10 protein-coding genes are annotated in these 13,508 nt (G+C 61.9%); 3 read left to right on the forward strand and 7 right to left on the reverse strand.

Translation table 11 applies throughout. The features are described from left to right. Positions 1–23: 23 nt before the first annotated feature. Positions 24–3,497, forward strand: a complete 3,474-nt coding sequence (locus BM400_RS00975) for an efflux RND transporter permease subunit (protein ID WP_089835782.1) — start codon at positions 24–26, stop codon at positions 3,495–3,497. 80 nt (positions 3,498–3,577) lie between these two features. On the opposite strand, the gene glgP is transcribed toward BM400_RS00975, so the two are convergent. From glgP to BM400_RS00990, 3 genes are all read right to left on the reverse strand, one after another. Continuing rightward, positions 3,578–5,404, reverse strand: coding sequence for an alpha-glucan family phosphorylase (gene glgP / locus BM400_RS00980; RefSeq protein WP_245781615.1), 1,827 nt, complete (start codon positions 5,402–5,404; stop codon positions 3,578–3,580). A 111-nt stretch (positions 5,405–5,515) separates the two neighbouring features. After that, positions 5,516–5,821 carry a hypothetical protein gene (locus BM400_RS00985; protein WP_089835784.1) on the reverse strand — a complete coding sequence of 102 codons (306 nt, stop codon included), beginning with the start codon at positions 5,819–5,821 and terminating at the stop codon, positions 5,516–5,518. A 14-nt stretch (positions 5,822–5,835) separates the two neighbouring features. Further along, positions 5,836–7,389 carry an adenosine deaminase family protein gene (locus BM400_RS00990; RefSeq protein ID WP_089835786.1) on the reverse strand — a complete coding sequence of 518 codons (1,554 nt, stop codon included), beginning with the start codon at positions 7,387–7,389 and terminating at the stop codon, positions 5,836–5,838. Positions 7,390–7,469: 80 nt separating this feature from the next. Between BM400_RS00990 and murJ the strand changes: the two genes are divergently transcribed. After that, positions 7,470–9,026 (forward strand): murein biosynthesis integral membrane protein MurJ, encoded by a 1,557-nt coding sequence (gene murJ / locus BM400_RS00995; protein ID WP_089835788.1) that lies wholly within the window; start codon positions 7,470–7,472, stop codon positions 9,024–9,026. A 342-nt stretch (positions 9,027–9,368) separates the two neighbouring features. Here the strand turns inward: murJ and iscX are convergent, their stop codons facing one another. The 3 genes from iscX to hscA all read right to left on the reverse strand — a co-directional run bounded on the left by iscX (position 9,369) and on the right by hscA (position 12,335). After that, a complete protein-coding gene (iscX, locus tag BM400_RS01000) occupies positions 9,369–9,587 on the reverse strand; it encodes a Fe-S cluster assembly protein IscX (protein ID WP_089835790.1) in 219 nt (72 codons plus the stop codon). Between the two features lie 132 nt (positions 9,588–9,719). Further along, positions 9,720–10,148, reverse strand: coding sequence for a 2Fe-2S iron-sulfur cluster-binding protein (locus BM400_RS01005; RefSeq protein ID WP_089835792.1), 429 nt, complete (start codon positions 10,146–10,148; stop codon positions 9,720–9,722). A 192-nt stretch (positions 10,149–10,340) separates the two neighbouring features. Beyond that, positions 10,341–12,335, reverse strand: a complete 1,995-nt coding sequence (gene hscA, locus BM400_RS01010; RefSeq protein WP_089835794.1) for a Fe-S protein assembly chaperone HscA — start codon at positions 12,333–12,335, stop codon at positions 10,341–10,343. Positions 12,336–12,414: 79 nt separating this feature from the next. On the opposite strand from hscA, the gene BM400_RS01015 reads away from it, so the two are divergent. Next, the gene (locus BM400_RS01015) at positions 12,415–12,885 is read left to right on the forward strand and encodes a DinB family protein (protein ID WP_089835796.1); all 471 of its coding nucleotides are present in this window, start codon (positions 12,415–12,417) and stop codon (positions 12,883–12,885) included. Here the strand turns inward: BM400_RS01015 and hscB are convergent. Then, entirely contained in the window at positions 12,877–13,506 is a 630-nt protein-coding gene (gene hscB / locus BM400_RS01020; protein WP_089835798.1) for a Fe-S protein assembly co-chaperone HscB, read from the reverse strand. The genes BM400_RS01015 and hscB overlap by 9 nt on opposite strands. Positions 13,507–13,508 lie beyond the last annotated feature (2 nt).

Here is a 13,508-nt window from a genome sequence, read left to right on the forward strand (position 1 = left end):
CCAGCACGGCCCGACTAATACTTATGAGCTTTGAAAATCCCCAACCCGGCGACAAGACCCCCACCGACCACACTCGCCCCGGCGATCTAGCCAAGCTCTCCGGCCGCGTGCAGGACCGCGGAGGCGACCGCTCCTCCGCCGACGAGCACGCCAACGCCGAAGACCGTCGCGAAGCATCCGGCGACCACGCCCCTGAGAACGTGGGCGGCGTCCACTTCTCCGCGCCCTTCATCAAGCGCCCCGTCGCCACCTTCCTGCTCTCCTTCGCCATCATCCTTGCCGGATGCGTCGCCTACAAGCTCTTGCCCGTGGCGTCGCTCCCGCAGGTCGAATTCCCGACCATCGCGGTGAGTGCTTCTCTCCCTGGCGGCGACCCCGAGACCATGGCCTCTTCCGTTGCCACCCCCCTTGAGCGCCAGTTCTCCAAGATTGCCGGCATCACCCAGATGACCTCGGTCTCCTCCTCCGGAACCGCCAGCATCACCATGCAGTTCGACCTGAATCGCGACGTCGACGGTGCCGCTCGCGACGTTCAGGCCGCCATCAACGCCGCCCGTTCCCAGCTTCCCGCCAACCTGCCCTCGAACCCCAGCTACCGCAAGATCAATCCGTCGGACGCACCCATCCTCATTCTTGCGCTGACCTCCGACACCCTCGCCATCCCCCAGCTCTACGACGCGTCCGACTCGGTGCTCGCGCAGAAGATCGCCCAGGTCAACGGAGTCGGCCAGACCTTCACCGGCGGCTCCGCCAAACCCGCCGTCCGCATCGAAGCCGACCCCAACCTCCTCACCAGCTATGGCCTGGGACTCGAAGCGCTCCGCGCCGCCATCGCCTCCGTGAACGTCCTTCAGCCTACCGGCTTCCTTACCTCCAACACCCAGCGCTACTCCGTCTCCACCTCCGACCAGCTCTTTGGAGCCGCCGCCTACGCGCCGCTCATTATCGCCACCAACCGTGGACCCGTCTCGACCGCCGCAGCCTCCAGCGCCCTGCCCGCAAACCTCCAGAGCGCCACCAGCGCATCCGCATCCGCCTCCGTCGTCAACACCACTCCCCTGCCCAACAACAACGCGACCGCCGCCATTGGCTCCGCCGCCTCCGGAGACGTTCGTGGCACCGTGCGCATCCGCGACGTCGCCAAGGTCGTCGACTCCGTCGAGAATATACAGACGGGTGGCCTCTTCAACGGCACCCCCGCCATCCTCATCATCGTCACCAAGAGCCCCGGCGCCAACGTCATCTCCACCACCGATAACGTCATCGCGATGCTGCCCACCCTGCGCGCCAGCATCTCTCCCGCCATCAAGCTCCAGATCGCCCTCGACCGTACTGTCACCATCCGCGCCTCGGTCGCCGATGTGACCCGCACCCTTGTCATCTCGATCGTCCTTGTCATCCTCGTCGTCTTCCTCTTTCTCCGCGAGGTCCGCTCTACCCTCATCCCGTCCGTCTCCGTGCCCCTCTCCATCCTCGGCACCTTCGGCGTCATGTACCTGCTCGGCTATTCACTCGACAACCTCTCCCTGATGGCGCTCACCATCTCCACCGGATTCGTCGTCGACGACGCCATCGTGGTTATCGAGAACATCTCCCGTCACCTCGAACTCGGCCTTGAGCCCTTCGAAGCCGCCATGGTCGGCTCCAAGGAGATCGGCTTCACCGTCCTTTCGATGTCCATCTCGCTGATCGCCGTCTTCATCCCCATCCTCCTCATGGGTGGCATCGTAGGCCGCCTCTTCCGCGAGTTCGCCGTCACCCTCTCCGCTGCCATTCTCGTCTCGCTCGTCGTCTCCCTCACCACGACCCCCATGCTCTCGGCCAAGTTCCTCGAGGCCCACTCCAAACGGAAGCACGGGAGAATCTACAAGTTCGGCGAGCGCATGCTCCAACTCCTCACGGACGAGTACGATCGCGGCCTCCGCTGGGTCCTTCGTCACCAGCCCCTCATGATCCTCGTCACCATCGGGACCTTCTTCCTCACCATCTACCTCTTCGCCATCGTGCCCAAGGGCTTCTTTCCCCAACAGGACACCGGACGCATCGGCGGACAGATCCGCGCCCAGCAGGACACTTCCTTCGACAACATCAAAGACAAGATGATCCGCCTCTCCAGGATTGTTAAACAGGATCCCGCCGTCATGAACGTCATGAGCTTCGCTGGCGGCGGTGGCGGCGGTGGCGGTTCAAATACCGCCAACCTGTTCATGTTCCTCAAGCCCGACGCGGAACGCCAGAAGACAGGCGACACCGCCGAAGTCATCCTCGCGCGCCTGCGCCCCAAGGTAAACTCCATTCCCGGCGCGCAGCTCTACCTGCAATCCCAGCAGGAGCTCAACATCGGTGGACGCCAATCCGCCACACAGTATCAGTATTCGCTCACCGCCGACACCGTTGACGAACTCAACACCTGGGCTCCCAAGCTCATGGCCAAGATGATGGTCATGCCTGAGCTCAAGGACGTCGCCACCGACCAGATGCAGAATGGCCTCCGTGCTCAGCTCGTCATCGATCGCGACACCGCCAGCCGCCTCGGCGTCTCGCCCCTCACCATCGACGCCACCCTGTCTGACGCCTTCGGCCAGGCCCAGGTCTCCACCACCTACATGCCGCTCAACCAGTACCACGTCGTCATGGAAGCAGCCCAGGAGTTCCAGCAGGATCCCACCGTTCTCCAGAAGATCTTCGTCAAGAGCACCACCGGAGCCATGGTGCCTCTCTCCGCCGTGACGCATTACGTCGAGCAGCGCATTCCCCTGCAGGTCAATCACCAGGGCCTCTCGCCCGCTGCCACCCTCAGCTTCAACCTCACTCCCGGCTATTCTCTCTCCCAGGCCACCCAGGCCATCGAGGCCGGTCGTATCGCCATCGAGATGCCCTCAACCATCCATGGAGGCTTCCAGGGCACCGCCCAGGCTTTCCAGGCCTCGCTCTCCAGCGAACCCATTCTCATCGCGCTCGCCCTCATCGCCGTCTACATCGTCCTTGGGATCCTCTATGAGAGCTTCATCCACCCCCTCACCATCCTCTCCACGCTGCCCTCGGCCGGCGTAGGAGCACTCGTGGCTCTGCTCCTCATGAAGGTGGACCTCTCCGTCATCGCCATGATCGGCATCATCCTGCTCATCGGCATCGTGAAGAAGAACGCCATCATGATGATCGACTTCGCTCTGGTCGCCGAACGCGAAGGCGGCAAGACGCCTGAAGAGGCCATCTACGAAGCCTGCCTCCTCCGCTTCCGCCCCATCATGATGACCACCATGGCCGCACTCCTCGGCGGTCTCCCTCTTGCACTCGGCACTGGAACCGGCTCCGAACTCCGCCGGCCCCTCGGCATCACCATTGTTGGGGGCCTTATCGTCTCGCAGTGCCTCACGCTGTTCACCACCCCGGTCGTCTATCTTGTCTTCGACCGCATCCGCCTGCGCTTCGAGCGTCTCTTCCATACCAAGAAGCACACCCCATCCGCTCACGCCATCCCTGCCACCGGCGACTAGGCCCAGCAGGTTCTCTGCATCGCTTTCTCCATGAAAAAGAGCGGCCAATGGCCGCTCTTTTTCATGGAGAAACGCCCCATCTAAACGGCCAAAACCGGCTCCGCTTCCCCCGCAAGTTCCAGCTCCGCCATGGGCGTCTGCGGGAAGTAGGCGTTTGCAAAGTATTGAGAAAGCATGCGATGCGTGTTGAAGAACGTGCCGTTCATCGCAATGCACGACTGCTGCATCCGAGCCCAGGCGTTCGGCCGCTGGTACAACGGAGCAATGCAGTTTTCCAGCTTATCGTAGAGGTTCTGCGCCTCTGCCGCTTCGTTGTCCGCGTCGTCAATGGCCCAACCAGTCACATCCTCGGCACATCCTTCAATCCACCAGCCATCCAGGATGGAAAGACTCGGCACGCCATTCAGAGCAGCCTTCATCCCCGACGTCCCGGACGCCTCATAGGGTCGGCGCGGCGTATTCACCCACACATCGACGCCCTGCGTCAGTTGCGCGCCCAGTTCCCAGTCGTAGTTCTCCAGATACAGAATCCGCAGCGCGCTTGAGTTCAGCTTCTGCGCCACTTCCACCACGTCCTTGATCAATCCCTTGCCTGCCGTATCCGCCGGATGCGCCTTGCCCGCATACAGAATCTGCAACCCGCCAATCTTCTTGGCGATCTTCAGAAGCCGTTTCGGATCTTGGAGAAGCAGGCTCGCCCGCTTGTACGTCGCCACGCGTCGTGCAAATCCCAGCGTCAGAATCTTCGGATCGAACTGGTGCCCGGTCCTCTCCTCCACCAGCTTGAACAACCTCTGCTTACCCAGATGGTGACAGTTCGAAATCCGTGCCGGCTCGATTCCGTACACGGAGCGGAAGTATTGGTTGTCATGCCGCCAGGCCGGAATCTCCTTGTCCAGAAGCTCTTGCAGAGCATGCGAAGTCCACGTTGCCGCGTGTACACCATTCGTAATCGAGTGGATCGTGTAATCCGGGAACATCTCCTGGGAAACCTTGCCATGTTGCATGGCGACGCCATTCACATAACGCGAGAACTTCAGCGCCAGGTACGTCATATTCAAGAGCCCGTTGTGCAGGCAGCCAAAGCGCTCGATCGTCCCAGCCCGCACGTCGCCGAGGATGGCCTTCGCCTGATCCAGCCCGAATTGATCGTGCCCCGCGGGCACCGGCGTATGCGTCGTGAACACGCACTTTTGCCGTACAACCTCTGCGTCGGCATCGGTCGCGTCGGTCAACTTCCGCGAAGCCGTCTGCTCCCGCAGAAGCTCCAACGTCAGCAGGGCCGCGTGCCCCTCATTCATGTGATACACCTGCGGCGTGCAGCCAAGCTCATGCAGCAGAGCCGTACCGGCGATGCCGAGCACAGCCTCCTGGCAAAGACGATAGTACGTGTCGCCGCCGTAGAGATGATCCGTAAGATGACGGTCCCACGCATCGTTGCCTTCAACGTCCGTATCCAGCAGGAACACGGGAATGATGTGCCCCACTGCTCCGACCACATCGAAGCGCCAGGCCGTTACCTTCAAGGGCCGGCCCTGGATCGTCACCGTTACAGTCTTTCCCGCGCTGGGCAGCGTCGCCTCGGGGCTCCACGGGACATCGGCTTCGGTCTGCTGACCATCGGCATCGAGCATCTGCCGGAAGTATCCACGGCGGTGTGCCAGCGAGATGGCCACCATTGGCGCGGCCGTATCGGCGGCCGAACGCAGTGTATCGCCAGCCAGCATGCCCAACCCACCCGAATACGTCGGCAGCGCAGGCGACAGAGCAATCTCCATCGAGTAATACGCAATCGAACGCGCTGCAAGATCCGGGCAGGCTGCGTTCTTGTCGATCTCAGGCGTAATCGCTGCCGGAGGATCCGAAACCGGCTGAACCATCATGGGGGTGCGCTTCGTTGGACTCATCGGTGCGATATGCCTCGTTTCCAGTTGGAGACTTAAGTCTACCAAGCGCCCTTGAAAGAAGCAGAATCTGGTCGAATCGAAGAACCGGGACCGTTCGCAATATGAAACAACTTACATCCGGTCTATCGACAGAAAGCCGAACTTCATCAGGAAACCAAGCAATGCAGCGACTCCCAGGGCAACGGTTGTCCAGGGGCCGGCTGTCTTGATTCTTTTCATCAAAACTTCAACAAACAGCACAAGCACATACAGGATCAGCATCAGCAGCAGGCCGTCCCAGATGAAGACGCGCGTGTGCAGGGCGTCGGGCGCCAGCGTCGTGCGCTTGTTGAACGGATGCAGAAGAAAGCTGCCGAGGGCAAATGTAACCAGAAACAGCACACACTGAAATAAGCAAGAAAAGATGTTACGCATCATCGAGTTCTCCGAAATTACGGCTTTGCTTCAAAGGCTACGAACCGGCGCTCCAGTTCCCACTGCTGCGCGGCCTTCTCGCTGGTGGCAAGGAAGGCTTCGCAGGCGGCTGAAGGCTTTGTGACAGGCACGCCCGCGCACGCTTTGACCGGAGTGCCGAAGGCATCGGGAGTGGCCCACAGGCTCGCCCCAGGCAGAAAGGTGTGCTCCATGCCAGTGCGCGCCATATCCTTCAACTCCTTATACGAGAGATGAAAATCCAGCGCGGCACGCGTGTATTCATTGGTCAGATCGATGCGGGATACGCCTTCATCATCCGTCGAGAGCGACACCGGCACACCGGCTCCGCGGTACTGCGGCAAGGGGTGGAAGGGTTCTGTGATGCCCAGGATGCCATCGTTGGATGTGAGGTTGATCTCCACCATGACATGCTTCGCGGCCATCTCTTTGAGCAGATCGTGCGGATTGTCTTCGCCCATCACATCGACACCATGGCCAATTCTCTCCGCATGACCGAGCTCAACGGCCTCGCGGATATGGAACTTCATCCCTTCGGGAGGAACCATGCCCGGGGCAAGTTCGCCCGCGTGAAGGCTGATGTGTCCCACAGGATATGCGCCGCGCAGATAGTCCAGCATCGTCATCTGGCGGTGGTATTCACTCATCGCCATGTACGCGTCTTCCGGCTGCACGAAGTTGATGCCAACGATCGTCGAGGGATCCGCCTGCATCATCTCGAAGCCGAGCAAAGTCTGGGCGAAAACCTGCTGCGGCGGGAAGGCGCGCAGCACCTGGTAGATCATGCGGATGGTCACGGCGCAGGCGGGCTTAGCCTCCGGCGTACCGCAGTGCTCGATGGCCTTGCGGCCGGCAAGATCAGCCTCAACCTGCTTGATGTCTGCGGCCATCTCATCCCGCATGCCACTGGCGAGCAGCTTCTCGCGCACCTCCGCCAACTGCGCTGGGGACGCGTTCTCAGCAGGCCACCCGATCACGTATCCAGCCTTCGCAGAGGCCGTAAAGGACGGCGTCATCATGATTTCCAGGTATTGTTCGTTTTGTGCGGCGGCGCGGGTGGCGACCTGGTCCAACCACTCGGCGTTGTGGTTGGCGAGTCCGCCGAAGCGACCGAAGGTATCGAAGAACTGGTCGTGACCGCTTGTGCCGGCGGAGGGCACGAAGCTGCGCATGGAAAATGCGTCGACGAGGGCGTCGTAGAGGTGCTGGTCCTTGAAGACGTTCTCGGCGGGGACGTCGGGGGCGACGCAGGGGATCTTTTCGCCGCGCACGAAGGAGTGCGTGATGGGATTCACGCACAGATGATCGGCCGCTGCCTCGGCCAGGAAGGTCTCGGCGTAGATGGCACCGGAGAGATGCATATGCAGGTCGGAGCCTTTGGGCATGCCGGCGAGGAAGGCATGCATCTCGAGGGGGCTTTTGCGCGCGACCTCCATGGCCTTCGAGGCGCGAGTTTCCCCCGGTGTAAGGAGCTTGCCGGCGGGCGGGGCGGCATGGAGCGCAAAAGGCGCAAAGACGATGGCGGCGATCAGCGAAGCGCGTACACGGAACATGAGGGGTCCTTCTCAGGTCTGTCGGTAGAGCCATCAGGATACCGCGTCGGAGGGCGCGAGGCTAGAATCGATAAGACCCCATGGCTACGACCGCCAATTCGACTCCCGTAAAGGGCTCCACCGCCTTTGCCGCCACCATCCTGCTGATGAGCTCGTCCGTACTCTCCGGCCTGCTGGGGCTGGTGCGCCAGAAGTACATCGGCCAGGTGTTCGGCGCCAGCAACCTGACCGACGCGTATAACGCCGCCTTCCAGTTGCCGGACATGCTGAGCTACTTCCTGGTGGGTGGCGTAGGCAGTATTTCGCTGATCTCCATCCTGAGCCGCTACCGCGAGACCGGAGACGACCTGGGCGCGGACCGTGCGCTCTCCGTGGTGCTGAATGCGATGCTTGTGGTGCTGGGAGTGGCGGTGCTGATCGCGGAGTTGCTGGCTCCGGCGTATACGCACTTCTTCTTTGCCAGCTTCGACGCCGAGACCTCCGCGCTGTGCACGCACCTGACGCGCATTCTTCTGCCTGCACAGTTGTTCTTTTTTGCCGGGTTTGTGCTGGGTTCGCGTCTTCTGGTTCGCAAGATCTTTACGTACCAGGCAGTCGCGCCGCTGGTCTATAACCTCGGCATCATCCTTGGCGGCGTCCTCCTCTCGAGGCGCATCGGCATCGATTCGTTGGCCTGGGGCGCCTTCGGTGGCGCGCTGCTGGGGCAGGCGGTGCTGAACGGGATTGGCGCGCTGCGCGGCGGGCTGCGCTATCACCCGATCGTGAACCTGCGCGACCCTGCGTTTGTGGAGTGGCTGCGGCTTTCGCTGCCGCTGATGGTTGGCGTGTCGCTGGTGATGGCCGACCGCTGGATCCTCAACCATTACGCCACGGCGGACAAGGGCGGCATTACGCACCTTACCGTTGCGAAGAACCTGTTCAATGCACCGCTTTCGGTGATCGGGATGGCTGCCGGAGCGGCGAGTCTGCCGTTCTTTTCCTCCTTGTTTGCACAGGGGCGGATGTATGACTTCAACGGTGCGGTGACGCGGTCCGTGACGCGTCTGCTGGCGGTTTCGTTCATGGTTTCGGCGCTGATGGTGGCGCTTGCCGAGCCCGCCGTGGACGTCTTTCGGGGAGGCAGGTTCAGGCCGCAGGATGCGCAGGAGACCGCAGTTTACTTCGCTATTTTTGCGGTGACGCTGTGTTTATGGTCGGCGCAGGGGATCTACGCGCGGGCGTTTTATGCGGCGGGCAATACGCTTACGCCCGCGGTCTCAGGCACGGTGATCACGGTGATTTCGATTCCCTGCTATGCGCTGCTTTATCAGAGCTTTGGGGTGAACGGCCTGGCGGTGGCGAGCGATCTTGGGATCTTTGCGTTGACGGTTACGCTTGCGATCCAACTGCATCGCAAGAGGCTGGTCTCGATCGCTTCACTGGATTATGGGGAGCTTTTGCGTTCTTTGGCCGCGGCGGCGGGTGGCTACGCGGTGGCGGCTGCGGTGGTGCGCTACCTGCCAAGGCCGCATGGGCACTATATGAGGGATGCTGTCTTGATTGGGACGGCGACGGTGCTTTGGGGGGTGGTGAGCGTTGGAATCCTGACCGTCACCGGCTCGAAACTGCCGGCTCAACTGCGGAGACGCAGGGCATAGAGGTTGGACCTCTGCTGAGAAATGCTCCGAGAATTGGTCTGTTTTGGACCATTTTCAGGCATCGCGGTAATGATGGTCTTCTAAAGGGGTTACGGGGTGGCGATGCGTATTTCCCAAGGTTTCACCAGACGATTTCGTGACGGTAAAACGTGGGAAAACGTATGGATTCTGTGGCCAAATGCCCGTACAGCATGTCCACGCAAAGTGGTATGTTTTGGATTCGATTATCGCGCAGAGGGTGAGCGGGAGTGCGGGAACCACGGCCCGGGCTAAAGCCCTTTCTTTGATGGAAGGCAGGACGTGGGGCTAAAGCCCCACCCTCATCCCAGAACGGCAACGAGGCTAGCCTTTAGCGTCTTCGTACTCTTCGTTCCAGGCGGTCTGGATGGCTTCGAGGAGGCCTTCGTTCGACTTGGCGGGGTCGCCGGTGAAGCCTTCGAGGCCGGTGACGTACTTGTGCAGGTCGGTGAAGCGAACCGTGTAGGGCTCGATGTCGGGATACTTCTCCTGAAGTTGAATGCCGATCTCTTCTACGTCGGTCCAGGTGATTTCGCGGGGCATGTCGTTCTCCTCAAAAGCGCCCTACGCGGGCGGCGGGCGTTCACACGTCTTTTTGCTGCTTCGCGTGGCCCTTCCGGTGGTCGGGGATACAAATCCTGGCCGACCAACGGAAGGCCCGCATGTAGGGTGACTTTACGCGCCAGGGCCGTGGGCCGGCTTGCCTTCCTGCACGTAGTTGCGGTTCCACTTGGGGATCTCGACGACGTAGGTGCCAGGCTTTTCGATGACGGCCTGGCAACCGAGGCGCGAGTTGAGCTGGATGTCGGCGGCGGTCTCCATGCGGTCGAGCTCGAGGTCTTCGGCCTCCGAGATGCCCTGCTCGCCCTGCTTCACATGGATGTGGCAGGTGGTGCAGGCGCAGACGCCTCCGCAGGCGTGGTCGAGGAAGATGCCGTAGTTTTCAGCCACGTCGAGGAAGGACATGGGGAGGCCGTGGCCATCGTAGGGCATGGTGTCGTATTTGAACTCGACGGTCTTGCCCTCGGGCAGGAAGGTGACGCGGACCATGTCCGGCGCGGCGGGCTTGGTGAGGTCGACGGGGGTGATGATGTTTTCTGACATGTCTCTTTCAGTCTACTCGGCATGGCTGGCAGACAGCCATATGCTTTGGGCTATGAAAAGAATCGGTGCCGACGGAAAGGGATACCCCAGGGGCTAAAGTCCAGATCGCCGGCTGTCCTGTGAGACCCAAGGCTGAAGCCTTGGGGTACCTTGAAGCAAGTACCACTGCAAAAGCAAATTCGTTGGAGCAAGTTAGTCTTCGGTGGAATCGCCGGGGGTGTCGGGGTCTGCTTCGATCTCTTCCAGGGTGGGTGAGGCCGGGGAGTCCGAGATATCCGCCTTGGCGAAGGGGTGAGGGGCGGTGGGGCCTGTGCCGATGTCTTCGCCCGCCGTCTGCATGGTCTTGCCCTTCATGGCTCCGCCTACCGCGGAGTCCATCATGAGTTCGGCGAAGCGGGTGGTGGACTTGTCGAGGCCGTCGATGGCGTTGCGGATGATTCTGCGGTCGCCGCCTTCGAGGGAGGCTTTCAGCTCCTGGGTCTTCTGCTCGATCTTTGCGATCTCATCGGCGGAGAGCTGCTGCCAGGCCTCGTGAGATTTGCCCTTCTCGACAGCAGAGAGGATGGTGTCGGCTTCGTTGCGGGTCTCGATGAGCTGACGCTCCTCGATGTCGGCCTCGGCGTTGTCGAAGGAGTCGAGGATCATGGTTTCGACCTGCTCATCGGTGAGGCCGTAGGTGGGCTTGACCTCGATCTCGGCGGCCTTGCCGGAGCGCTGCTCGCGGGCGGAGACGTGGAGGATGCCGTTGGCGTCGATGAGGAACTTGACCTCGATGCGGGGGAGGCCGGCGACCATGGGCGGAATCCCCTTCAAATCAAAACGCGCTAAAGACCGGCAGTCCTTGGCCATCTCGCGTTCGCCCTGAACGACATGGATGGCTACGTTCGTCTGGCCATCCACGCCGGTGGTGAAGTGCTCCGTGGCGGAGGCGGGGATGGTGGAGTTGCGCTGGACGATCTTGGCGACGACGCCGCCAAGGGCCTCGATGCCGAGGGAGAGGGGGGTGACGTCGAGGAGGAGGAGATCTTCGAGGGCGCTGCCTGCGGAGCCGGAGAGGATCTTCGCCTGTACGGCTGCGCCGAGGGCGACGACCTCGTCGGGATTGAGTTCGGTGTGGGGTTTCTTGCCGCGTTGGCTGAGATGGAAGAGCTTGTCCACGAGCGCACGGACGGCGGGAATGCGGGTGGAACCGCCGACGAGGACGACTTCGTCGATCTGGTCGGGGGTGAGGTTGGCGTCCTTGAGCGCGAGGATGCATGGGGCTGAGGTTCGCTCGATGACCCCTGCCGAAAGACCGTCGAACTGAGCGCGGGTGATCTCGCGGAGGTAGTGCTGGCCGTCGGGGAGCGCTACGGCGAGCTTGGTGGACTCCTCCGTCGAGAGGGCGATCTTGGCTTCGATGACGGCCTTGCGGACGGCCTGGACGACTTCGCCGTTACTCCGGGCGTCGACGCCGAGGTCACCGGCGATGTCGTCGAGGGCGATGGCGATGAGGAGGTTGTCGATGTCGTCTCCGCCGAGATGGGTGTCGCCGCCGGTGGCGATGACCTCGAAGATGCCCTCGTGGAGCTTGAGGATGGAGACGTCGAAGGTGCCGCCGCCGAAGTCGTAGACGGCGATGAGGCCATCTTTTTGCTTGTCGAGGCCGTAGGCGAGTGCCGCCGCTGTGGGCTCGTTGACGAGGCGCAGGACTTCGAGGCCGGCGATTCGTCCAGCGTCCTTGGTGGCCTGGCGCTGGGCGTCGTTGAAGTAGGCGGGGACGGTGATGACAGCCTTGGTGACGGGGGCTCCGAAGAAGCGCTCGGCGTTCTTCTTGAGCTGCTGAAGGACGTAGGCGGAGATTTCGGGGGGCGTCATCGACAGGCCGCCGACATTGAGGCGGAGGACTTCTCCGGGCTTGAGGTCGTCGGCCAGTTTGAAGGGGAAGAGCTTGAGTTCTTCCTGGACGTCCTCGATGCCGCGGCCCATGAGGCGCTTGGCGGAGTAGACGGCGGAGGCCGATTCCGAGAGGAGGGTGGTGCGGGCGGCGTTGCCGACGACGACGCCGTTGTCGGTCCAGGCGACGACGGAGGGGACGAGGCGCTCGCCGTCCTCGCCGGGGATGACGACGGGGGTGTCGCCTTGCATGAAGGCGACGAGGGAGTTGGTGGTGCCGAGATCGATGCCTACTACGCGAACTTCTGCCATGCGGTGAGATCCTTTGGCCCGTTGGTTTGGGCGATAACTTCTATTGTCCTACAATCGCGTGTATTGAAGGAGAATGACGATGTCGTTGAACCCCTATGCCGCGTGTCTGGATGGAAAGGATCCGCTGCCGGTACTGGCGACTACGGCCGCGAAGTTGAACGAGTTTGCGTGCGGGATGACGCCGGAGGAGCTCGATGCGCCGAGGGCACCCGGGAAGTGGAGCCCGAGGGAGATTCTGGCGCACCTGGCGGACTGTGAGCTGGCGTTTTCGTTCCGGTTGAGGCAGGTGCTGGCCGGAGAGGGATTGCTGCAGCCGTTCGACCAGACGGTTTGGGGCGAGCGCTACTCGGCCTACGATGTCTCGGGGGCGCTGGCGCTGTTTGGGGCGGCGCGGGCGTGGAATCTGAAGCTGCTGACGACGGTGACGGAGGCGGATAAGACGCGGACGGCGACGCATCCGGAGCGCGGGGATATGACGTTCTGGACGATCGTGGAGACGATGGCGGGGCACGACATCCATCATCTGCGGCAGTTCGAGGGGCTAGGCTAGGGCTTCCGCGACGTCTCGGACGAGGTTGCGGACGTAACTGCGGCGGTTGAGCAGGACGACCAGGGCGGCCTTGGTCTTGTCGAGGAGGGGCTGGTTGGCGGTGTCGGTGGCTTCGTCCCAGATGCTCCAGAGATCCTGGAGCTCATCCTGGATGCCGGCGAGCATGTTTTTGAAGTTCTGTTCGGCGGCGAGGAGATCTTTGCGGAGTTGCGGGTCTTCGTCGTCACCCATCTGCTTGGCCATGCGGAGCTCCTGGAGCTGCATGTTGAGCTCGAAGACCTCCTCGAGGAGCTCGGGTGGGATGAGCTGCTTCTTCTGAGTGCCGGCGGCTTTGGCTGCTTCGGTGGCGCGCTGGGACTGCTCCTCGAGCTCGACGCCTTCGAGCTTCAGAAGGTATTCGGTACGGAGAATGGGGTCTTTGAGGGTGCGGTAGGCGTCGTTGAGCAGGGATGCCTGGGCCAGTGCCGCTTCTTGTTCTTCTACGGACTTCGATGCGAAGCGGTCGGGGTGGTATTTGCGCGACTGCGCGTAAAACTGCTTCTCTAACGCCTTCAAATCGATGTGCAGGTGGAGCGGAAGACCAAACTGCGTGAAATAGCTGTTGTAGTGATCGTGTCTCATCG

The sequence above is a fragment of the Granulicella pectinivorans genome, from assembly GCF_900114625.1.
In the GTDB taxonomy this organism is placed as follows: Bacteria; Acidobacteriota; Terriglobia; order Terriglobales; family Acidobacteriaceae; genus Edaphobacter; species Edaphobacter pectinivorans.